Source organism: Polynucleobacter wuianus (assembly GCF_001659725.1).
GTDB classification, from domain to species: domain Bacteria; phylum Pseudomonadota; class Gammaproteobacteria; order Burkholderiales; family Burkholderiaceae; genus Polynucleobacter; species Polynucleobacter wuianus.
This window is the reverse complement of record NZ_CP015922.1, coordinates 134,467-155,552: the sequence shown is the minus strand read 5'-3', so window position 1 is coordinate 155,552 and position 21,086 is coordinate 134,467. Positions and strand designations below refer to the sequence as shown.

Here is a 21,086-nt window from a genome sequence, read left to right as displayed (position 1 = left end):
GCACCCTGTCATCAAAAATTAAATTGCTTGAGTGCTTCAGGCATGCCTTGCGTAATCGCAGCCTGCTCTTTTGCAGCGTATGTAGCTGCGTCCCACAATTCCAAGTGACTACCCATACCTAACAAGATCACTTCTTTTTCTATTCCTGCTGCAGCACGTAACTCTGGGCTTACTAAAACACGGCCAGCGCTATCGAGATCTATCTCAGCAGCATTGCCAAGAAAAATTCTGCGCCACCAATGGGCGTCCATTGGAAGCTGCGCAACTCTAGATCTAAAACTTTCCCACTCAGGTCTTGGGAACAGCAACAGACATCCATCGGGGTGTTTTGTGAGCGTGACACGGCCTTCACCCTGAACTAACAGGGCGTCACGATGCTTTGCCGGAATGGACATCCGACCTTTTGCATCTAAATTGAGAGCTGACGCGCCTTGAAACACCATTTACCCCACTTTTTCACACTTCCTCCCACTTTAGAGGATCGCACTAGGAGGGTCAAGTGTTTTTGGGTATTTTTTTGGGAATTTCTCTAGTGTTTACAAACACTTAGCGTCGTATGTTCACAAAATGGTGATAATAAAATAGCTACTTGAAACAATGGCTTGGAAAATATACTTAAGAATAGATCTTAGCTATAGGGCTAGATAATGTCTAAATATACTGTATTTAAAAACAGTATTTGAAAAATAAATCCAAAAATTATTCTCAAATACTTCTGCGCCACCAATTAAAAACTTAAATCTTGTAGGCAGTAGTTGTCATGACCTTAGACATAGCCTGCATTACCTTCTGAATTGGCTCGGGTAACGTCGCTCCACCAGCATGTAGCGCTGCTTGTCCATGCTCAATTTCATCGATGCGCATTTGCTCAACAATGGCACGTGAACGATGATCTTCTATCGGCAATTTTTCAAGATGACTCTCGAGATGATTTTCGACCTGCTTTTCAGTTTCAACAACAAAACCTAAGCTCCATTTATCACCCGCTAAACCTGCTACCAAACCAATTGCAAAAGATCCTGCGTACCACAATGGATTGAGATAACTCGTGTGAGAACCCAGTTCTTGAAGGCGCGTTTCACACCATGCCAAGTGATCCATCTCTTCTTGAGCAGCATGATTGAGCATCTCTTGAATTTGAGAATTTCGTGCAACTAATTTTTGTGATTGATAGAGTGCTTGCGCACAAACTTCACCAACGTGATTAACGCGCATTAGACCTGCAGCATGTTTACGTTCTGCCGCATCCAAAGATTGATTGGGCGATGTTGCAGACCCCGGTGTTGGTCGACCTGCATTTGCTCCGCCAACAATCGAGCGAAGCGCAGTATCAAACTCAATAATCAGGCGATCAATGGGTGACATCAGTAAAAACTTAGACTAAAACCTCGGCCTTACAGCTTTGCTTAGTCTTCAAACCTAACTCAGATAAGAGTGCGCGGTCTTGTTCTGCCTCGGGATTACCGGTAGTGAGTAGTTGCTCACCATAGAAAATTGAGTTGGCGCCAGCTAAGAAACACATGGCTTGCACAGCTCTGCCAAGCTCTTGTCGACCAGCAGATAAACGTACGCGCGCCTTCGGCATTGTGATGCGCGCAACTGCAATTGTTCTCACAAACTCAAGTGGATCTAAAGGCTTTTGATCAGCCAATGGAGTGCCAGCAACAGGCACCAAATGATTAATTGGGACTGACTCTGGATAAGGGCTTAAGTTTGCTAAGCGAGCTAAAAAAGCTGCGCGTTGTTCACGTGACTCACCCATTCCAACGATGCCACCACAACACACTGACATGCCAGCTGAACGCACATGAGAAATCGTATCCAAGCGATCTTGATAACCGCGAGTAGAAATTACTGAACGATAAAAATCTTCGCTGGTATCTAGGTTATGGTTATAAAAATCTAAGCCTGCATCGGACAGTGCTTTTGCTTGATCCTCTTCGAGCATTCCTAAGGTCGCACAGGTCTCAAGACCAAGAGCTTTAACACCCTTAATCATGGCAGTGACTTTTTCGATATCACGGTCTTTTGGCTCACGCCACGCAGCACCCATACAGAAACGATTTGAGCCTGCTGCTTTAGCTGCTTTTGCAGCCTCTAAAACTTCCTCGAGACCCATCAACTTTTCGGCTTTGACGTCAGTGTCATAGCGAGCAGCCTGGGGGCAATATCCACAATCCTCAGGGCAGCCGCCGGTCTTAATCGACAACAAGGTAGCCAATTCCACATCACCTTCGGGGAAATAGGCCTTATGAGTCTCTTGGGCTTTTAACATCAACTCATTGAAAGGTAGGGCAAATAAAGCCTCTATTTGGGCTACAGACCAAGCACCAGACGCATCAAGCTCCTTGCGCAAATCAGCCTTCGATTTGACTTGAGTGAGGGGTTTTTCTATGGTTTGGGCGTCCAGCATGGGTAAATTCCAGAAAATAGGTCAATCCAAGGCATAAACATAACAGATACAGGTCTGAATTAGGAAAAACTAGTGGTCAAATATCAAACATGAAGGTTATTTCTGATCTAAATCAAGCCACCCTTGTCAATCGCAGTCTTTCCGCTGTTTGGCACCCCTGCACCCAGATGAAACACCATGAATCATTTCCACTGGTTGCCATCACCAAAGGTAAGGGGGCTTGGCTCTACGACGAACACGGAAATGCGCTTCTGGATTGCATTAGCTCATGGTGGACCAATCTCTTTGGTCATTCCAATCCAAAAATTAATCAAGCAATTACCCAGCAATTAGAGCGAATTGAGCATGTCATGCTTGCTGGTTTCACACATCCTCCGGTGGTGGAGCTTTCTGAAAAACTGGCTGCACTAACCAATGGCAATTTAGGTCATGTTTTTTATGCATCTGATGGTGCATCCGCGGTTGAGATTGCTTTAAAGATGAGTCATCACTTTTGGCAACTGAATAGCAAGCCAGAAAAGAAAAAATTTGTCTGCCTTGAAAACGGCTACCACGGAGAAACGCTTGGCGCGCTTGCCGTAACAGACGTTGCTATTTTTCGTGAAGCTTATGGATCGCTTTTGCAAGATGTCTTCACAGTGACATCTCCAGACGCACGCAAAGCAAAAGCTAGTGAAAGTGCGGAAGATGTCGCAAGAGAAGCAGCAAATGCGCTGGAACAGTTATTCGCAAAAGAACATAAAAATATTGCTGCAATGATTGTTGAGCCGCTTGTGCAATGTGCCGGCCAAATGGCAATGCATTCACCTGAGTATTTACGACTTGTTAGAGACTTATGTGATCGTTATCAAATCCACCTCATCGCCGATGAGATCGCCGTGGGCTGTGGGCGTAGTGGCAAGTTCTTCGCTTGCGAACACGCAGGGATTTGGCCCGACTTTCTCACTCTTTCTAAGGGCATTAGCGGTGGTTATTTGCCGCTTTCTCTTTGCATGACGACCGACAAAATTTACCGCGCCTTTTATAGCGATCAAACGCAACATGGTTTTTTGCACTCACATTCATACACCGGCAATCCATTAGCTTGTGCAGCTGCCTTAGCTTGCCTTGAGATTTTTGAAGCAGAAAAAGTACTTGAAAACAACATTGCGCGTTCACAAAATTTAGCGACAGCATTTGCATGGGCCAAATCAGACACACGCATTGACCATTGGCGCCAGCAAGGCATGATTTTGGCGTTTGATGTCAAATCATCAGCACTAAAAAATAGCCATGTGTTCCCTCGTGAAATGTTTGCCAAGTGCTTAAATGAAGGTGTTTTAATTCGGCCTATCGGCAATACGATTTATGTGATGCCACCATATATTTTGTCGGCGCAAGAGACTGAGCAAATGGGTCAAGCTGTTCAACGTGCATTGAATCAGGTCATCAATGGCTAGCACTTTTAATGCACTCAAGCTAGCGGAAGAGCAAATTGCAGACCTAGATCAGCAATTACTCAAGCGTAAACTACGCATCACGACATCTCCCTGTGATACCAAGGCGGTAGTGGGCGATCGAGAGCTGAAGGCCTTTTGTAGTAATGACTATCTTGGGCTGGCAAGCCATGCAACAATTGCCAAAGCCTTAGCAGAGGGGGCACAAAAATATGGTGTAGGTAGTGGAGCATCACACCTCATTAGCGGGCACAGCATTGCGCATGAGTTACTAGAAAAACGACTAGCCTCTTTTCAGGATGGGCATATACCCAAAGCCAGGGCATTATTTTTTAGCACTGGTTATCTAGCCAACTTGACTGCTATTACTGGCTTGATGAGATTAGCCCCTCAAAATAATGCCAGCATTTACTCTGCAAAACTCAATCACGCCTCATTGATCGATGGTGTTCGTTTAGCGAGTGCACAAACCCATGCAACAGTAACTCTGTTTGATCATACAAAACTCGACGCATTGATCGAGAAGCTAAAAAAAGATACTAGTGCTCTCAAGTTGATTGTGGTGGATGGTGTTTTTAGTATGGATGGCGATCTAGCGCCCGTCAAAACGCTGCTAGCCATTGCCGAAGAATACGATGCCCTCTTATTGGTAGATGATGCGCATGGGTTTGGCGTTCTGGGAAAACAAGGTCACGGAATCTTAGAGTTGGAAAATATCTCTTCCGATCGCATCATTTATATCGGCACATTAGGCAAAGCGGCAGGCGTTAGTGGTGCATTTATCTGCGCCCAAGATACTTTTATAGAGTGGCTTGTACAAAAAGGGCGTCCCTATATCTACAGCACAGCAACCCCGCCCGCAATTGCACATGCCTTACTTAAGAGTCTGGAGATCATTGAATCAGACGAAGGCCAAGCGCGTCGTGCGCACCTTCATCGACTCATTGATATTTGGCAGCAAGAAATGCATTTCTCGAGATGGGAAAAGATTTCTTCCTGCACGCCGATTCAGCCATTAATTCTGGGTAGTAATGCAAATGCCTTATTGACAGCTCAGTTGTTAGATGAGGCGGGGTACTGGATTCCAGCCATTCGACCTCCTACTGTTCCTGTTGGCAGTTCACGTCTACGCATTACATTTTCGGCAAACCATAGCGAAGATGACCTTCGCGCCCTCATCAATACATTGCAGATGATTGAACAACATGTCATCGAGAAAAATGGTTAATGTATAAAAACACTGGTTTCTTTATTGCTGGCACAGATACTGAAGTTGGAAAAACTTTAGTAAGCGGTGCATTGATTCTCAAACTACGAGAACAAGGCAAAAAAGTATTGGGCTTCAAACCTGTAGTTGCAGGCACTTACCAAAGTGATGAAGGTCAATTACTCAATGAAGATTTAGAGACCTTACGCCTCGCTTTAGGCTTGACTGCGGGTCAACCCAGTCTGTGTCCTTACGTTTTAGATATGCCAGCCGCGCCTCATTTGGTTGCCGAATCCAAAGGCATTCGCCTTGAGCTTAATACTGTGATACAGGCTTACAGCGAGATTCAACAGCAAGGCGATTGTATTGTGGTTGAAGGGGCGGGCGGGTTTTTAACGCCTCTCAACAATCAGGAGAATTTAGGTGATTTTGCAAACCAAATTCAACTGCCGATCATTCTGGTAGTGGGCATGAAACTGGGCTGCATAAATCATGCCCTCCTCAGCATGGAAGCATTCAAGACACGCAATTTGAAAGTGGCTGGCTGGATTGCAAATACCCTCTCCTCTGAAATGCAGTTATTAGCTGAGAATATTGAAACGCTTCGCTCCAAAATAGACGCGCCCTTTTTGGGCTCCATTCCTCAATTGCCACCTGCAATTAAAAAGCCGGATAACAGACCCTATTGCATTGAAGCGCTGGCATTTGCTGCACAGCACATTCGCCTACCCAGCCTTTAAATTCAGTATTAAGTAACTGTAATAGCCCTATCAAGCCCTTCTAGAGTGCTTCTTGGCTAAGTTTCAGATAAGATGAAGGAATGCATTTACTTCCTGAAATAGTTGAATCCGCCGAAGCAATTCGAGATATTCGTCGCAATATTCATGCACACCCTGAATTGCGCTTTGAAGAGAACCGTACAGCGGATCTCGTTGCAGAAGCATTATCGAGTTGGGGCATTACCGTTTTCCGAGGCATGGGAAAAACTGGGGTTGTTGGCCGCTTAGATGGAGAGTTGGGGCCAGGAAAAATGATTGGCTTGCGAGCCGATATGGATGCACTACCACTACAAGAACACAATAACTTTTCGCATACCTCCCGCAATCCTGGAAAGATGCATGCCTGTGGCCATGATGGCCATACTGCGATGCTCATAGGGGCGGCACAGTATTTATCTAATCACCGTGACTTCAAAGGCTCGGTGGTTTTTATTTTCCAACCCGCTGAAGAAGGTGGCGCTGGCGCTCGTGAAATGATCAAGGATGGCTTATTTGAGCAATTCCCCTGCGATGCTGTATTTGGATTGCATAACTGGCCCGGTTTAGCCGAAGGTCATTTCGGAGTTACCGCCGGCCCCATGATGGCATCAAGCAATGCTTTTGAAATCACCATCACCGGTCGAGGCGGACACGCTGCCCTACCTCACAATAGTGCCGATCCCGTACTTGCTGGAGCACAGGTAGTACTGGCGCTACAAAGCATCATTACTCGTAATAAACGGCCTGTTGATGCGGCAGTTCTCTCCGTGACTCAATTTCATACTGGCGAAACCAGTAATGTCATTCCTGATAGTGCATTCATTGGCGGCACCGTGCGCACTTTCACGCTAGAGGTTTTAGATTTAATCGAACAACGGCTACGAGAAATTGCGCATAACGTTGCAGGTGCATTTGATTGCAAAGCAGATATCAGTTTTTCTAGAAACTATCCACCGCTCATCAATCATGAAAAAGAAGTGGAGTTTGCCAGCGAAGTGATGAGCGAGCTGGTTGGTAAACAAAATGTAAACACCTCCACCGACCCAACGATGGGCGCTGAGGATTTTGCTTTTATGCTGCTTGAGAAACCTGGTTGTTATGTCTTTTTGGGCAATGGAGATGGCGATCATCGGTCGATAGGTCATGGCATGGGACCATGCCATCTCCATAACCCTTCTTACGACTTCAACGACGCCTTGATTCCAGTAGGCGTGAGCTATTGGGTCAAACTAGCTCAACGCTACCTAGCAAAAAATTAAGCAATTAATCGCATTAAGAGTTCGTAAATTTGGCTGGGCGTTTTTCAATAAACGCTGCCATACCCTCTTTCTGATCGTTGGTTCCAAAACAAGTATGGAACAAGCGGCGTTCAAAATGAATACCTTGTGAAAGCGTGGTTTCATAAGCAGTATTCACAGCCTCTTTCACCATCATGGTTGTCAATAAAGGCATATCAGCGATGTCTTTAGCAATTGCTTTCACTTCCTTCAACAAATCTGCTTTTGGAAATACGCGTGCTACCAAGCCAGAGCGCTCAGCTTCAGCGGCATCCATCATACGGCCAGTCAATGCTAAGTCCATTGCTTTAGCTTTCGATATTGCGCGCGGCAAACGTTGCGTACCACCAGCACCAGGAATGATTCCTAGCTTAATTTCTGGCTGTGCAAACTTGGCGTTATCAGCCGCCATGATGGTGTCACACATCATAGCTAACTCACAACCACCACCTAAAGCGTAGCCCGATACCGCAGCGATGACAGGCTTACGAACTTTTTGCATATGTTCCCAATTGCGGGAAATGAAGTTATGGCGATACACATCTTGCAAGCTACGCTTTGCCATAGATGCAATATCTGCGCCAGCAGCGAACGCCTTCTCGCTTCCAGTAACGATGATGCAACCAATATTGTCATCAGCATCAAATGTAAGCAGGGCCGCGCCTAACTCATCCATTAGCTGATCATTGAGCGCGTTGAGCACCTCAGGACGATTCAAAGTGATCGTGGCAACCTTACCATTCACTTCAGTCAAAATTGTTTTGTAGCTCATAGCTTTCTTTCTTATATCTCATTCATTAACGGGGCAACAATAACCACATCTTGCCATTTTGCTTCATACGCCCTGCCATTTCTCCGGCAGCCTCACCCGATCCCCAATAGTAATCAGCTCTGACACCGCCGACAATTGCCTTTCCAGTGTCCTGTGCCATTACCAGCTTTTGTAGCGCTTGATTGCTTAAGGGCTTGGTAGTAGCCAAAAATACGGGTGCGCCGAGAGGCATAGCCTGAAGATCGACAGCAATACTCCGCTCAGCAGTTAAAGGAACACCTAAAGCTCCTGTGGGTCCCAAATCTGCCTCCACATTACCCGATAACTCTTTAAAAAAGACAAAGCGTGGATTGGCATTAAGCATTTCATTTACACGATCAGGATTGCGCTTAGCCCATTGTGAGATGCCCTGCATTGTGGCCTCACTGCGGGTAATTTCTTTTCGATCAAGCAACCATTGTGCAAAAGATTTGAAAGGCTGATCATTAGTGCCGGCATAACCCAAGCGCAAAACACGGCCATCTTCAAGGCGAATCTTCCCTGATCCTTGAATTTGCATAAACGCAGCGGCAACTGGATCTTGCACCCAAGCAATCTCAGATCCCTTTAATATTCCAGAGCTTATTAGTTCTGCTCGAGTTGGCGCTGGATTGGGTTTAGATTTTTTCCAAGCATTAGGGTAGCCATAGAGTGGCACGTTATAAATACTAGTTCGTGTTTGTGATCCATTCATCACCGGCTCGTAGTAACCCGTGATCATGCCAGCCTCAATTCCAGAGCTATTGCGAATTTCATAAGCTTGGAAGTAATTTTCAAAATAACGACGAATTGCCTGGCTATCATGATTTGATACGCCAGTAGTTTGTGCGCAAACCTGACGCCAATTGACTTCGCCAGCACGCTTACTCAAAGCATTACAACTCTTGAGCCAAGCTGGCCAAGCTTGCGATAAATCATCCTCTTGCCAGCCAGGTAAGGCTTGCCATGAAACAGCACTAAAACTGGCAATGGGTGAGCTATAGGTTGAGGGCGCAGCGCCTGAACCGCCAGATCGATATCCTGTTCCACGAGTTGGCGGCGTTGAGCACCCAACAATTAAACTTGTAATCACAATAGCGAATACACTTGCTTGGAACAATTTAATTTTTGAAATCATGATCGCCAATTTACTCGATGAATACCCGATGCTCCTGTTTGTTCTTGAAGGCGCTATTGCCTTAGGACTTTTATTATTCATTGTCCTGTGGACTGGCAAAGGTAAGAAATAATTTTCTGCTGCTTAGGTAAGCTCTCAATGCAGAGTACGTGGCATTACTAAAACAAACTCTGGAATTGGGGCTTGAAAGAACTGGGCATCTTCGGTCACGCAAAAATACTCGCCTCGCATGGTTCCAGCAGGGGTTGGTAGCGTAGCCCAACTGGTGTACTCAAAATGCTCGCCAGAACGCAATAAAGGCTGCTGGCCAACAACACCTAGACCTCGTACCTCCTGAACATCATTATCCCCGTCGGTAATGAACCAATGACGGGCAATCAGCTGAATACTGGCCGACCCGGCATTGCGGATGGTGACCGTATAGGCAAAGGCAAATTGGCGGTTATCTGGGTCAGATTGGTCCGGAAGGTACTGGGTCTTGACCGTAATGCTGATTTCATGGGGATTCATGCTCGAATTCTGCTCCATCCCAAGGCCAACTGCAAGCTAGAATCTAGGGATGGAAAGCCAAAAAAACCCATCTCATCGTCAATTTCTGATCGCTCCCTCTATTTTGTCGGCCGACTTTGCTTGCCTAGGCAAGGAAGTACAAGATGTTTTAGTCGCTGGTGCCGACTGGATTCACTTTGATGTGATGGATAACCATTACGTTCCTAACCTCACTATTGGCCCTTTAGTGTGTGAGGCTATTCGTCCTTACGCCAACAAAAATGGCAAGCCTGCAGTCATTGATGTCCACTTAATGATTGAACCGGTTGATCGTATCGTTCCCGATTTTGCAAAAGCAGGTGCCGATCTCATTAGCTTTCATCCCGAAGCAAGTCCTCATGTGAATCGCACACTAAATTTAATTCGTGATCAAGGATGTCAGGCCGGACTCGTATTCAATCCCGCAACACCACTTGATCACCTAGATCACACGCTTGAGTTGCTCGACTTAGTCTTGCTAATGTCGGTTAACCCTGGCTTTGGTGGTCAATCGTTTATCCCAAGCACTCTGCAAAAGATTGCTCAAGTGCGTGCACGCCTAGATCGTTATGAAGCTGAGACCGGCCGCCATATTCACCTTGAAGTAGATGGCGGAATTAAAGTCGACAACATCGCTCAGGTAGCGCAAGCAGGCGCAGATACATTTGTTGCAGGCTCAGCTATTTTTGGAAAAGAGGATTACAAGCAAGTCATTGATGCCATGCGTACAGAGTTAGGAAAGTCAGGAAAAGCCTAATGCTGCGTGAAGAATTTAATGCCCTAGCAAAGCAGGGTTTCAATCGTATTCCTCTAGTCAAAGAGGTCTTGGCTGATTTAGAAACGCCACTTTCGCTCTACGTCAAATTGAGTCAAACATTTGGCAAGAAAAATACCTACCTTCTTGAGTCAGTTTTGGGAGGGGAGCGTTTTGGTCGATTCTCCTTTATTGGCCTGCCTGCTAAGACTATCGTTCGTACGGTAGGCACACCATCGAAGCCTATTAACGAAGTGGTTACGGATGACAAAGTAGTTGAGACCAACACTGATAATCCGCTTGATTTTGTCGATGCGTATTTCAAGCGCTTTAAAGTTGCAGTGCAAGCTGGCCTGCCACGCTTTTGTGGCGGTCTAGCAGGTTACTTTGGATATGACACAGTTCGCTATATCGAATCACGTCTTGCTAAACATAACTTGCCAGATGAATTGGGTGTTCCCGATATTCAACTCATGCTAACTGAAGAGTTGGCAGTCATTGATAACGTCGCCGGCAAAATTTATTTCATCGTCTATGCCGATCCAAGCATTGCCGATAGCTTTGAAAAGGCACAAGCACACTTAAAAGAATTGTTGGGCTGCCTTAACCAACAAGTGAGCATGCCACCTTCTTTGGCTAGTACAAAAACTGAGTTGATCCGTAAATTTAAAGCGGCTGACTTTGAAGATGCCGTTCGCAGAACCAAAGAATATATTTTGGCAGGTGATTGCATGCAGGTAGTTATCGGTCAAAGGATTAGCAAGCCATTCACTGATTCACCGCTAGCCCTGTATAGAGCCTTGCGCTCACTAAATCCATCACCTTATATGTATTTCTATGATTTTGGTGACCTGCAAATCGTTGGCTCTTCCCCAGAAATCTTAGTTCGCCAAGAAAAGCGTGCTGCCGAGAAGATTGTGACTATTCGCCCGCTTGCTGGCACCCGCCCTCGTGGCGCTAATTTAGAAGAAGATGAGCGTTTAGCTAAAGAACTCTTAGCTGACCCAAAAGAAATTGCTGAACACGTCATGCTGATTGACCTCGCTCGCAATGATGTAGGTCGTATTGCTAAAACTGGCTCCGTCAAAGTGACTGACTCTATGTCGATTGAGAAATATTCTCACGTTCAGCATATTGTGAGCTCTGTAGAAGGCGATCTCTTGGACAATATGAGCAATATGGATGTCTTGCGCGCAACTTTCCCTGCAGGCACTCTTTCAGGAGCACCAAAGATTCGGGCGATGGAAATCATTGATGAAATGGAAATTGTGAAACGGGGAGTTTATGGTGGTGCAGTTGGTTATCTCTCATTCTCGGGTGATATGGATGTGGCGATTGCAATTCGCACAGGCGTCATACGCAACGGCATACTACATTCACAAGCGGGTGCTGGCGTTGTTGCAGACTCAGACCCAACAGCAGAATGGAAGGAAACTGAAGCAAAAGCGCGCGCAGTCCTAACAGCAGCTGATTTAGTACAAGGAGGACTTGATGCTCCTAATGATTGATAACTACGACTCATTTACCTATAACCTCGTACAGTACTTTGCAGAGCTAGGTGAAGAGGTCAAAGTATTTCGTAATGATGAAATTGCAGTTGGGGAAATTGCAAAACTTCATCCTGCACGTATTTGCATCTCTCCAGGCCCGTGCAGCCCAGCCGAAGCAGGCATCTCTGTAGAGACCATCAAGCAATATGCAGGAAAGATTCCAATCTTAGGTGTGTGCTTGGGCCACCAAGCAATCGGCGAAGCCTTTGGCGGTAAAGTTATTCGTGCCCAGAAAGTGATGCACGGCAAAACTGACAGCATTCATCACACTGGTGTCGGTGTCTTCAAAAATATTCCAGATCCATTTAAGGTCACTCGTTATCACTCTTTGGCAATTGAGAAAAACTCTTTGCCAGCATGCTTAGAAGTGACCGCGACATCTTCCGATGGTGAAATAATGGGTGTGCGTCATAAAGAGTTCGCAGTTGAAGGTGTTCAATTCCACCCAGAATCCATTCTTTCTGAGCATGGTCATGCCCTGCTCAAGAATTTTTTACAAAATCAATAATACTCATGTCAATTACTCCACAAGAAGCCCTACAACGCTGCATAGAACATCGCGAACTCTTTCACGATGAAATGACAGCAATGATGCGTCTGATCATGAGTGGCGAAATGTCACCGGAGCTTGTTGCTGGCTTGTTAGTTGCACTACGAACTAAAAAGGAAACCGTTGGCGAGATTGCTGCTGCTGCACAGGTAATGCGCGAATTTGCTACCTCGGTTCATGTAGAAGATCGCTCTCACTTAGTGGATGTAGTAGGTACTGGTGGCGATGGCGCTCACACTTTTAACATATCCACTGCTGCAATGTTTGTGGCTGCTGCAGCTGGGGCAAAAATTGCTAAGCATGGAAATCGTAGTGTTAGTAGTAAGTCAGGCAGCGCTGATGTACTCGAAGCACTAGGTGTCAACCTGGCACTATCTGCCGACCAAGTTGCTCAATGCATCTCTAAAGTAGGTGCCGGCTTTATGTTTGCCCCTAATCATCACCCCGCAATGAAAAATGTTGTACCTATTCGCAAACAACTGGGTGTGCGTACGATTTTCAATATCTTGGGACCGTTAACCAATCCAGCTGATGCCAAACGTATTTTGATGGGCGTATTTCATCCAGACTTGGTCGGCATCCAAGTTCGCGTATTACAAGCGTTAGGTATGGAACATGCACTGGTAGTTTATGGACGCGATGGCCTTGATGAAATTTCTCTCGAGGGCCCTACTCTTGTCGGCGAACTCAAAGATGGCGCCGTTCGTGAATATGAAATTCATCCAAAAGACTTTGGTTTAAATACAGCGCCAACCAATAGCTTCAAAGTTGCTAATGCTGAAGAATCCAAGCGTATTGTTCTTGACGTCATTGACAACAAACCTGGGGCTACAAGCGATATTGTTTGTTTAAATGCTGGTGCCACACTCTATGTAGCTGGTGTTGCACCTGATATTTCGAGCGGTATTAGTAAAGCCAAGGCAGCCATTGCATCTGGTGCTGCGCGCCAAAAATTAGATGCCTTCGTTACTGCAACACAATCTAAATAAATTACTATTCATGAGCGATATTCTCGAAAAAATTATTGCAACGAAAAAGATTGAGATTGCGCACAATTTAAAACAACTTTCGCTCGCAAATCAACGTGAGAAAGCACAGACGAATAATCAAGACGCGATATTAAAGCCTAGAGGCTTTATTCGCGCAATCGAACAAAAGATTGCATCTGGTAAAGCAGGCGTTATTACCGAAATTAAGAAAGCCAGCCCAAGCAAGGGAATACTACGTGAGATTTTCATTCCATCAGAAATTGCCCAGTCTTATGAAAAGCATGGCGCTGCCTGTTTATCGGTCCTAACTGACGTTGATTACTTTCAGGGTTGCAATGCTTATCTTGAAGAAGCGCGAGCTGCTTGCAACATTCCCGTTTTACGTAAAGACTTTATAGTTGATCCTTATCAAATTTATGAAGCACGTGCTATTGGTGCTGATGCCATTTTGCTCATCGTGGCCTGCCTTGAGCTAAATCAGATGAAAGAGCTAGAAGCCTGCGCTCATGAGTTAGGTCTTGATGTTTTGGTAGAAGTACATAACGGCGACGAACTGGATCAAGCTCTTGAATTAAAAACTCCACTACTGGGTATCAATAATCGCAACCTCAAAACATTTGAGGTCACATTGCAAACAACATTGTCTTTACTATCATCGGCTCCAAGAAATAAAATCCTCGTAACCGAATCTGGCATTTTAAGTCGTGCCGATGTTGAGTTGATGCGTAACAATCACGTCAATGCATTCTTAGTAGGTGAAGCATTTATGCGCTCTGCAGATCCTGGTGCCTCGCTCAGTGAGCTGTTTTCTTAAGTTAGTTCAACTGCTTTAAACTATCTAAGCTACTCTTAATCAAATAAATCAGTAGCGACAATCCCAATACATCGCCAATTAGTATCACTAAAAAGCGATTAAAGTTTCCCGTGTTCTCAAGACCTTGTGACGCATACCAAAGCTGATACAAACCCGTACCCAGAAGCGCTTATATCAAAATACAAATCAACAGTTTCTGGAGGCTTAGATTGCTTAAATCTGACTCAAGCAGAATATTGCTGAAAACAAAAACTTTAGCAAGACATGGCGCAAAACCCAAGACTAGACCAAAGCCGATACAAATTGTTAAATCGTTAGTGAGAGCACCAGAGTAGCTAATGAGAAACGAAGCGAATGTAATTCCAAAAGTGCCAGGTAATCCAAAGATCAAAGTTATAAACAAGCGTAAGCCAGCTGGCAAATAAATCCAATTGACGCCTGCGCCAAATATCAACTCAGAAGTGAGCCAGGAATTGATATAAAACAGAGCGGTATAGGAAATCGCGCTGATTACAAAACCAAGAAGGGCTGTGCGCATAAGTGAGGGGAAATTTGACACTACCATAGGCATAGACCAATTTTATTAACTCATCTCAATTGAGTAATCGTGAAGCAAGGCGTAAAATTGGGCTAGCTCAACAGCCAATACCTTTATTTGTCTTTACTCAAACAATGTCCAATACCAAGCAATCACCCTATCTTCGTTTCTTAAACCTGATCGATGCTCTTGATCGTATCAACCCTGGCAAAAAGCTTGATGCTATTGAAGAAAGTCTTTTGGACAAAATTGTTACTTCCGCGCACGCTAAACAGCCGATATTAGTGGGAGACCTCATTTCCATGGCTGATCTAGGTTCACAAGCCACTTTGCATAGTCGCCTGAAAAATCTGAGTGCTATGGGCTATATCAAGATGGTAGCCAATGAAGATGGTCGCAAAAAAGAAGTGTTGCCTACCAAAGCAGCAATCAAGCGCTACGAAGAGATCTCAAGATGCTTAGAGAAGGCTGTTCGATCAGCATAGGCATTTTGTGACTGACATCACCATTAAAAAGTCCTGAAATCAGGGCTTTTTTGTTTAGATCTCAAGTGAATTAAACGTTGAACAAGAAGTTCAAGACATCCCCATCCTTTACAACATATTCTTTACCCTCAGCGCGCATCTTGCCGGCCTCTTTCGCACCTGACTCGCCCTTAAATTGGATAAAGTCGTCATAGGAGATGGTTTGCGCACGAATAAAACCGCGCTCAAAATCCGTATGAATCACACCGGCAGCTTGTGGAGCAGTATCACCTTGATGGATTGTCCACGCACGTACTTCCTTAACGCCTGCTGTGAAGTAAGTATGTAAGCCCAGCAAAGCATAGCCGGCACGGATAACACGGTCCAAGCCTGGCTCGTCCATTCCTAAGTCAGCCAAGAACTCGGATTTATCAGCATCGTCTAAATCAGCAATTTCAGCTTCGATCGCTGCGCACACAGCAACTACAGGGGCCTTTTCTTGGGCAGCATGCTGCTTAACAGCCTCAAGATGAGGATTGTTTTCAAAGCCATCTTCCTTAACGTTCGCTACATACATCGCAGGCTTGGCAGTAATTAAGCACAGCGGCTTAATTAACAGTTGTTCGTCCTCGCTTAAATCTAAGCTACGAACAGGTAGGGCAGAATCCAAATGCGCCTGAACTTTTGTAAGCACTGCAACCAAGGCTGCAGCCTCTTTATCGTTGCCGGACTTTGCGGCCTTACTGGATCGATTGAGGGTTTTCTCAACAGTCGCTAAGTCAGATAAGGCCAACTCAGTGTCAATTACACCAATATCAGCAATTGGATCGATCTTGCCTGCAACGTGGATCACATTGGGATCCTCAAAACAGCGCACCACATGGGTGATAGCGTCTGTTTCCCGAATATTGGCTAAGAATTGATTTCCGAGGCCCTCCCCTTTTGAGGCGCCAGCCACAAGGCCTGCGATATCCACAAACTCGACTGCAGCAGGCAGGATGCGCTCAGGCTTCACGATCTCAGCCAAAGCCGCTAGACGGGGGTCAGGAACCTCAACCACGCCTACATTGGGCTCAATCGTGCAGAAAGGGTAATTTTCCGCTGCGATTCCAGCTTTGGTAAGCGCATTAAAGAGGGTAGATTTGCCGACGTTAGGCAGGCCGACGATGCCACATTTCAAAGACATGGCCTTATTGTAAAGGGGCTAGTTTCGATATCATCAAGTTATGTCAGAAGTTCACCAAAATCATTTAGCCAAAAAACCTACTAATTCCTCACAAATTCGCTCTGTTGATGTAGTTGTAGTGGGCGGAGGCATTGCTGGCAAGGCTTGCGCCCTGGGTATGGCTCAACTCGGGCTACAAACCTTAGAAATCGCCCCTGATTTAGGCCAAGCGGTCCCAAGCCCGCATGGTGATCAATGGGGTCAAAGAATTTACGCTTTTTCACCAAGCACCCAAAAATTGCTAGCCCATCTCCAAATTTGGGATGCGCTAGATCACACTCGTTTACAAGCCGTACGCGATATGCGTATCTATGGTGATCGCGGCGAAAAGAATGATCAACTTCATCTGTCTGCATTTGAGGCAGGCACACCTCAATTGGCATGGATTGGTGAAGCCAATTTGATTGAGCACACCCTTGACCAGGCATCACGCTTTCAGAATAAGTTAGAGCGCATAGCAGATGTTGTAGAAAAAATTGAGGTTGATGAAGAGGGGGGTTCGCTACATTTAAAAAATGGCGGCATCATTCGCGCACAACTCGTGATTGCAGCTGATGGTGCAAATTCTCCCATTCGCTCAGAAATTGGCATTGCAGCCAGTGAAGAAAGTTATGCGCAAAGTGCTGTGGTAGCAAACTGGACTTGTACTTACCCTCATCTTGAGACTGCTTTCCAGTGGTTTCTACCAGGCGGTGACATTGTTGCCATGTTGCCCCTACCAAATAAGCAAGTGTCGATGGTATGGTCGACATCACCAGAACATGCCGCAGAATTATTGCAACTCAATCAATCCCAATGGTTAGATCGTTTCGCATCAGTTGCCAATGGCGCGATTACAAAACAACTAGGTGATCTCACTCTAAACTCCAATCCTGCCGCATTTCCATTAAGAAAAATGAGGGCGGCGCGTTTTATTGGCCCAGAATCTGACCCCAAAGTAGTACTGATAGGTGACGCAGCTCATGTGATGCACCCCTTGGCAGGGCAAGGGCTGAACTTGGGTTTGCGAGATGTCGCCGTATTGCTCAATATTTATAGCAAGCGTGAAGCATTCCGCTCATTAAGCGATCTAACCTTACTACGCCGCTATGAACGCCAACGACAAGGCGATACTAGTGCGCTCTTATGGGTTACCGACAAGCTAAAGAAATTATTTTCTGGTACCAGTGGCACAGAAAAGCAGTTACGTAATTGGGGACTTGGGTTGGTGAACAAAAGTCACTTCATTAAACAGCGCCTCATCGAAAGAGCGTTAGGGGAAATTGATTTTGACTAAACTTTTATCCGTTACTTTATCTACACTTGCACTTGTTTGCGCTAGCCTCATATTTTCTGGATCCACTCAAGCGCAAGCAGATCAGCAAATCAAAACTGAGATCCAGAAAAAGCTGGGCACTAATGCAAAAGTGCGAAGTGTCACACCCGCTCCTGTGTCAGGACTATATGAGGTACTAGTAGGCAATGATATTTTTTATACCGACGCTAGCGCGAAGTATTTAATTCAGGGTGAGATCATTGAACTTACATCTGGTAAAAACATTACAGAACAAAGACAGGCTGATTTAAATCGAATTAAATGGACAGACCTCAATTCAGCTAATGCGTTTAAGACTGTGCGCGGCAATGGCACTCGTCAATTAGCTATTTTTTCTGATCCAAATTGTGGCTACTGCAAGCGTCTCGAGAAATCACTGCAGCAGTTAGACAATGTCACAATCTATACCTATCTGATTCCCATTCTCTCGGCTGACTCCATACAAAAAGCAAAGCAAATTTGGTGCTCTGCAGATCCTAACAAGACTTATATAGACTGGATGGTCAATGGAGTTGCTCCTAGCGGCAAATCTGATTGCAGCAACCCATTAGATAAAAATCTGACTTTTGCAAAGACCTATGGGATTACTGGTACTCCAACACTATTTTTTACTGATGGCAGCCGCTTTCCTGGCGCAGTCCAAGTTACCGATATTGAAAAGAAATTTGCTTCTCTGAAATAAATAGTTGAAGAAATATGAATAAAACTGATCTGCCAGAAATCCAGTACACCGTATGGCCTGCAGACCTTCATGGTCATCGTTTTCAAGTAAAACTGCATATTGCCAATCCCAATCCTGATGGGCAGATTGTGCAGATGCCTGCTTGGATACCTGGTAGCTATTTGATTCGTGACTTCTCAAAACATATTGAAACAATTGAAGCATTCACCGCTCATGGGACAAAGAAAAAACTTGTCTTAGAGCGCATTGATAATGATCAGTGGCTTCTACCCAGAGTAAATGGTTCTGTAAATATCCTAACAACGGTTTACGCCTTCGATAACTCTGTTCGCGCAGCCTATTTAGACACGGAGCGTGCATTTTTCAATCCGACGAGTCTTTGCCTTGCGGTAAAGGGACAAGAAAATATCCCCTGCTCTTTAGCTATAACCTCTCCAGACGGAGCATATGCTGAGCATTGGACTGTACAGACTGGTTTGAGGGCAGCAAAAACTGATGGGCGCGGTTTTGGGTTTTATCTTGCCCAAAATTACGATGACTTAATTGACCATCCAGTAGCTATGGGTGAGTTCCAGATGGTGCAGTGGAAATCAAATAATACCTCTCACAGCATGGCCATTCAGGGCTGCATACATCCAATTGACGCTGCACGTCTAGCTAGCGACTTACAGGCAATTTGCTCCTCCACCATCAATCTTTTTGAGCCCAAAACAAAAAGGTCGCCATTTACTAATTATTTGTTTTTAGTAAATGGCGTTCTGAATGGTTATGGCGGTCTTGAACACCGCAACAGCACTGCACTTCTTTGTCGTCGAGATCAAATCCCGCAAAAAAATAATCCTTTAGACGAAGCAAGCTATCGGGAATTTTTAGGCTTATGCAGTCATGAGTATTTCCACGCCTGGTTAGTCAAGCGCATCCAACCAAAAGCTTTTCAGCCTTATGCTCTTGGCAACCGAAATTACACAAGCCTACTTTGGTTGTTTGAGGGCTTTACAAGTTACTACGATGATCTGCAATTATTCCGCAGCAAAAGAATTGATCTCAATACTTATTTAAAACTCGTAGCCGACAATTGGAATGGGGTCTTACGTGGGCCGGGAAGATTCAAACAAAGTTTGGCAGATAGCTCGTTTGATGCCTGGACAAAGTATTACCAAGCCGATGAAAACACACCTAATATCGTTGTGAGTTACTACGGTAAAGGCGCGCTGCTAGCCCTAGGCTTAGATTTGCAGATACGCGCATTCTCTAGGGATAAAAAGTCTTTAGACGACCTCATGCGCTTGATTTGGCAAAAACATGGTGCCACGCTTGATGGTATTTCTGAGAATGGCTTGGATGAATTAATTTTTGAGTTGCTGGGCCAGGGATTTATTAATTCTTGGAATGAGATCAAGTCTCGCTATATTTTTGGCACTGAAGATATCCCACTACAAAAGTGGATTACCTCAAAACTCATCTCAGTAAAAACAAAAACGCAGACGAATCTAGAGAGAATCAAGTTGCAACTTGGAATGCGCCATACAGATTCAAATGGCTGGCTTAAGGTAACGCATGTTTTAGACGGTGGAGCTGCGCAATCTGCAGGCTTGGCTCCTGGAGACTTATTAGCCAGCATCAATGGTCAACGCATTACTAGCGCCCGCCTAGACAAGGTACTCAGTAGCCTTTCAGAGAATCAGGGGCTTAACTTATCGTTCTATCGCGATGATCTTGAGCATGAACGCTTTTTAACTTTAGCGCCCTCTCAATTGCCCGCACAATACGAACTCATTCCAGCAATAACCAACTCCAAATAATTTGATGCCTTCTTTTTCAAAAGACGATATCCCAAAGGATTGGCGCGAGCTTTTAGGTGATTACTTTGAGTCTTCTGCTTGGATTGAATTAGAGTGCAATATTCAAGCGGTCCTCGATAACGACTTTACGAGTGTTCGACCTGAACCACAAAATTTTTTTAAAGCACTCGCTTTAACGCCGGTTGACTCAGTAAAAGTAGTCATACTTGGACAAGATCCTTATCACTCACCCGGACTGGCACAAGGTCTTGCATTTTCCATTCCAGCAAATATTCCAACAAACTCTCGCGAGTTTCCAAGCTCACTTCGCAATATCAGCAAAGCTCTAGCTCTTGAGGGTTTTGGTGCTCTTCCAAGCGGCGACTTACATCACTGGGCCAAACAAGGAGTGCTACTACTCAACACCGCTCTGAGCGTTAAATTGGGTGAAGCTGGTAGTCATACGAATTTAGGCTGGAAAAATTTGATTGATCGTTTAATTTTTGCGCTAGCAATGAAGAAACCCTCTTTAATTTGGATGCTTTGGGGCGGACATGCACAGTCCAAATTACCACTCATCGAAACTGGCAAAGATCCATTGATTTTGCAATCGTCACATCCGTCAGGTCTGGGTGTCTATAAAACTGCTAAGCCTTTTTTAGAACCAGGCGGTACTGGAAGTTGCAAACACTTCACTCAAGCAAATAACTGGTTGATAGGGCATGGTCTTAAACCGATTCAATGGATCAACACTTCTGAGAAGACCTCAAGCAAAGGGTCGCAAGCCAACCTATTTAGCTAAAGCGGTATAAACCCATCCTAAGGCGCAAGACGCCAAAATGGAACTAGCCCACTCTAGCATTTGGCCGGATTGAAA

22 protein-coding genes are annotated in these 21,086 nt (G+C 45.1%); 14 read left to right on the top strand and 8 right to left on the bottom strand.

Annotated features, from left to right (window positions below; genetic code table 11):
• Positions 1–11: 11 nt before the first annotated feature.
• The 3 genes from mraZ to bioB form a co-directional block, all read right to left on the bottom strand.
• Positions 12–440 carry a division/cell wall cluster transcriptional repressor MraZ gene (mraZ, locus tag A8O14_RS00870; RefSeq protein WP_068949647.1) on the bottom strand — a complete coding sequence of 143 codons (429 nt, stop codon included), beginning with the start codon at positions 438–440 and terminating at the stop codon, positions 12–14.
• Positions 441–735: 295 nt separating this feature from the next.
• A complete protein-coding gene (coq7, locus tag A8O14_RS00865; RefSeq protein ID WP_082913060.1) occupies positions 736–1,365 on the bottom strand; it encodes a 2-polyprenyl-3-methyl-6-methoxy-1,4-benzoquinone monooxygenase in 630 nt (209 codons plus the stop codon).
• 10 nt (positions 1,366–1,375) lie between these two features.
• Positions 1,376–2,413, bottom strand: a complete 1,038-nt coding sequence (gene bioB, locus A8O14_RS00860) for a biotin synthase BioB (RefSeq protein ID WP_082913059.1) — start codon at positions 2,411–2,413, stop codon at positions 1,376–1,378.
• Positions 2,414–2,502: 89 nt separating this feature from the next.
• On the opposite strand from bioB, the gene bioA reads away from it, so the two are divergent.
• The 4 genes from bioA (at position 2,503) to A8O14_RS00840 (ending at position 7,073) form a co-directional block, all read left to right on the top strand.
• Positions 2,503–3,852: an adenosylmethionine--8-amino-7-oxononanoate transaminase gene (bioA, locus tag A8O14_RS00855; RefSeq protein WP_068947779.1), complete on the top strand. Its 1,350-nt coding sequence runs from the start codon at positions 2,503–2,505 to the stop codon at positions 3,850–3,852.
• The gene (locus tag A8O14_RS00850) at positions 3,845–5,077 is read left to right on the top strand and encodes an aminotransferase class I/II-fold pyridoxal phosphate-dependent enzyme (protein WP_068947778.1); all 1,233 of its coding nucleotides are present in this window, start codon (positions 3,845–3,847) and stop codon (positions 5,075–5,077) included. The genes bioA and A8O14_RS00850 overlap by 8 nt, the downstream gene beginning before the upstream one ends.
• Complete coding sequence (gene bioD / locus A8O14_RS00845) at positions 5,077–5,796, top strand: dethiobiotin synthase (RefSeq protein ID WP_068947777.1); 720 nt, start codon at positions 5,077–5,079, stop codon at positions 5,794–5,796. The genes A8O14_RS00850 and bioD overlap by 1 nt, the downstream gene beginning before the upstream one ends.
• Positions 5,797–5,876: 80 nt before the next feature.
• Positions 5,877–7,073 carry a M20 aminoacylase family protein gene (locus A8O14_RS00840; protein WP_068947776.1) on the top strand — a complete coding sequence of 399 codons (1,197 nt, stop codon included), beginning with the start codon at positions 5,877–5,879 and terminating at the stop codon, positions 7,071–7,073.
• 13 nt (positions 7,074–7,086) lie between these two features.
• Here A8O14_RS00840 and A8O14_RS00835 read toward each other — a convergent pair whose 3' ends face one another.
• The 3 genes from A8O14_RS00835 to apaG form a co-directional block, all read right to left on the bottom strand.
• Positions 7,087–7,863, bottom strand: coding sequence for an enoyl-CoA hydratase (locus A8O14_RS00835; RefSeq protein ID WP_068947775.1), 777 nt, complete (start codon positions 7,861–7,863; stop codon positions 7,087–7,089).
• Positions 7,864–7,888: 25 nt separating this feature from the next.
• On the bottom strand, positions 7,889–9,019 hold the full coding sequence (gene mltA / locus A8O14_RS00830) for a murein transglycosylase A (protein WP_068947774.1): 1,131 nt from the start codon (positions 9,017–9,019) through the stop codon (positions 7,889–7,891).
• A gap of 135 nt (positions 9,020–9,154) precedes the next feature.
• On the bottom strand, positions 9,155–9,529 hold the full coding sequence (apaG, locus tag A8O14_RS00825; protein WP_068947773.1) for a Co2+/Mg2+ efflux protein ApaG: 375 nt from the start codon (positions 9,527–9,529) through the stop codon (positions 9,155–9,157).
• 49 nt (positions 9,530–9,578) lie between these two features.
• On the opposite strand from apaG, the gene rpe reads away from it, so the two are divergent.
• From rpe to trpC, 5 genes are read left to right on the top strand one after another with little or no spacing between them, the layout of a single operon-like run.
• Positions 9,579–10,304, top strand: coding sequence for a ribulose-phosphate 3-epimerase (gene rpe, locus A8O14_RS00820; RefSeq protein WP_068947772.1), 726 nt, complete (start codon positions 9,579–9,581; stop codon positions 10,302–10,304).
• Positions 10,304–11,809, top strand: a complete 1,506-nt coding sequence (gene trpE / locus A8O14_RS00815; protein WP_068947771.1) for an anthranilate synthase component I — start codon at positions 10,304–10,306, stop codon at positions 11,807–11,809. Before rpe ends, trpE begins: the two co-directional genes overlap by 1 nt.
• The gene (locus A8O14_RS00810) at positions 11,793–12,359 is read left to right on the top strand and encodes an anthranilate synthase component II (RefSeq protein ID WP_068947770.1); all 567 of its coding nucleotides are present in this window, start codon (positions 11,793–11,795) and stop codon (positions 12,357–12,359) included. The genes trpE and A8O14_RS00810 overlap by 17 nt, the downstream gene beginning before the upstream one ends.
• Before the next feature lie 5 nt (positions 12,360–12,364).
• Positions 12,365–13,390, top strand: a complete 1,026-nt coding sequence (gene trpD, locus A8O14_RS00805) for an anthranilate phosphoribosyltransferase (protein ID WP_068947769.1) — start codon at positions 12,365–12,367, stop codon at positions 13,388–13,390.
• Positions 13,391–13,400: 10 nt separating this feature from the next.
• Complete coding sequence (trpC, locus tag A8O14_RS00800) at positions 13,401–14,204, top strand: indole-3-glycerol phosphate synthase TrpC (protein WP_068947768.1); 804 nt, start codon at positions 13,401–13,403, stop codon at positions 14,202–14,204.
• A gap of 169 nt (positions 14,205–14,373) precedes the next feature.
• Here the strand turns inward: trpC and A8O14_RS00795 are convergent, their stop codons facing one another.
• Entirely contained in the window at positions 14,374–14,742 is a 369-nt protein-coding gene (locus tag A8O14_RS00795; protein WP_216217831.1) for a hypothetical protein, read from the bottom strand.
• A gap of 134 nt (positions 14,743–14,876) precedes the next feature.
• Between A8O14_RS00795 and A8O14_RS00790 the strand changes: the two genes are divergently transcribed.
• Complete coding sequence (locus A8O14_RS00790) at positions 14,877–15,227, top strand: hypothetical protein (protein WP_068949644.1); 351 nt, start codon at positions 14,877–14,879, stop codon at positions 15,225–15,227.
• A gap of 70 nt (positions 15,228–15,297) precedes the next feature.
• Here A8O14_RS00790 and ychF read toward each other — a convergent pair whose 3' ends face one another.
• Entirely contained in the window at positions 15,298–16,392 is a 1,095-nt protein-coding gene (ychF, locus tag A8O14_RS00785) for a redox-regulated ATPase YchF (protein ID WP_068947767.1), read from the bottom strand.
• 40 nt (positions 16,393–16,432) lie between these two features.
• On the opposite strand from ychF, the gene A8O14_RS00780 reads away from it, so the two are divergent.
• From A8O14_RS00780 to A8O14_RS00765, 4 genes are read left to right on the top strand one after another with little or no spacing between them, the layout of a single operon-like run.
• A complete protein-coding gene (locus tag A8O14_RS00780) occupies positions 16,433–17,707 on the top strand; it encodes an FAD-dependent monooxygenase (protein WP_082913058.1) in 1,275 nt (424 codons plus the stop codon).
• Positions 17,700–18,428 (top strand): DsbC family protein, encoded by a 729-nt coding sequence (locus A8O14_RS00775; RefSeq protein ID WP_068949642.1) that lies wholly within the window; start codon positions 17,700–17,702, stop codon positions 18,426–18,428. The genes A8O14_RS00780 and A8O14_RS00775 overlap by 8 nt, the downstream gene beginning before the upstream one ends.
• Positions 18,429–18,442: 14 nt before the next feature.
• Positions 18,443–20,230: a M61 family metallopeptidase gene (locus A8O14_RS00770; protein WP_068947766.1), complete on the top strand. Its 1,788-nt coding sequence runs from the start codon at positions 18,443–18,445 to the stop codon at positions 20,228–20,230.
• 4 nt (positions 20,231–20,234) lie between these two features.
• Positions 20,235–21,011 (top strand): uracil-DNA glycosylase, encoded by a 777-nt coding sequence (locus A8O14_RS00765; protein ID WP_068949640.1) that lies wholly within the window; start codon positions 20,235–20,237, stop codon positions 21,009–21,011.
• Positions 21,012–21,086 lie beyond the last annotated feature (75 nt).

What these genes read in the sequence shown, in the direction of transcription:
- A8O14_RS00840 (WP_068947776.1), top strand. Translation starts at nt 5,877, where the DNA reads ATGCATTTACTTCCTGAAATAGTTGAATCCGCCGAAGCAATTCGAGAT.
- rpe (WP_068947772.1), top strand. Translation starts at nt 9,579, where the DNA reads ATGGAAAGCCAAAAAAACCCATCTCATCGTCAATTTCTGATCGCTCCC.
- A8O14_RS00765 (WP_068949640.1), top strand. Translation starts at nt 20,235, where the DNA reads ATGCCTTCTTTTTCAAAAGACGATATCCCAAAGGATTGGCGCGAGCTT.
- bioA (WP_068947779.1), top strand. Translation starts at nt 2,503, where the DNA reads ATGAAGGTTATTTCTGATCTAAATCAAGCCACCCTTGTCAATCGCAGT.
- A8O14_RS00790 (WP_068949644.1), top strand. Translation starts at nt 14,877, where the DNA reads ATGTCCAATACCAAGCAATCACCCTATCTTCGTTTCTTAAACCTGATC.
- A8O14_RS00770 (WP_068947766.1), top strand. Translation starts at nt 18,443, where the DNA reads ATGAATAAAACTGATCTGCCAGAAATCCAGTACACCGTATGGCCTGCA.
- ychF (WP_068947767.1), bottom strand. Translation starts at nt 16,392, where the DNA reads ATGTCTTTGAAATGTGGCATCGTCGGCCTGCCTAACGTCGGCAAATCT.
- A8O14_RS00795 (WP_216217831.1), bottom strand. Translation starts at nt 14,742, where the DNA reads ATGCGCACAGCCCTTCTTGGTTTTGTAATCAGCGCGATTTCCTATACC.
- apaG (WP_068947773.1), bottom strand. Translation starts at nt 9,529, where the DNA reads ATGAATCCCCATGAAATCAGCATTACGGTCAAGACCCAGTACCTTCCG.
- trpC (WP_068947768.1), top strand. Translation starts at nt 13,401, where the DNA reads ATGAGCGATATTCTCGAAAAAATTATTGCAACGAAAAAGATTGAGATT.
- A8O14_RS00810 (WP_068947770.1), top strand. Translation starts at nt 11,793, where the DNA reads ATGCTCCTAATGATTGATAACTACGACTCATTTACCTATAACCTCGTA.
- coq7 (WP_082913060.1), bottom strand. Translation starts at nt 1,365, where the DNA reads ATGTCACCCATTGATCGCCTGATTATTGAGTTTGATACTGCGCTTCGC.
- bioD (WP_068947777.1), top strand. Translation starts at nt 5,077, where the DNA reads ATGTATAAAAACACTGGTTTCTTTATTGCTGGCACAGATACTGAAGTT.
- A8O14_RS00850 (WP_068947778.1), top strand. Translation starts at nt 3,845, where the DNA reads ATGGCTAGCACTTTTAATGCACTCAAGCTAGCGGAAGAGCAAATTGCA.
- trpE (WP_068947771.1), top strand. Translation starts at nt 10,304, where the DNA reads ATGCTGCGTGAAGAATTTAATGCCCTAGCAAAGCAGGGTTTCAATCGT.
- bioB (WP_082913059.1), bottom strand. Translation starts at nt 2,413, where the DNA reads ATGCTGGACGCCCAAACCATAGAAAAACCCCTCACTCAAGTCAAATCG.
- mltA (WP_068947774.1), bottom strand. Translation starts at nt 9,019, where the DNA reads ATGATTTCAAAAATTAAATTGTTCCAAGCAAGTGTATTCGCTATTGTG.
- trpD (WP_068947769.1), top strand. Translation starts at nt 12,365, where the DNA reads ATGTCAATTACTCCACAAGAAGCCCTACAACGCTGCATAGAACATCGC.
- A8O14_RS00835 (WP_068947775.1), bottom strand. Translation starts at nt 7,863, where the DNA reads ATGAGCTACAAAACAATTTTGACTGAAGTGAATGGTAAGGTTGCCACG.
- A8O14_RS00780 (WP_082913058.1), top strand. Translation starts at nt 16,433, where the DNA reads ATGTCAGAAGTTCACCAAAATCATTTAGCCAAAAAACCTACTAATTCC.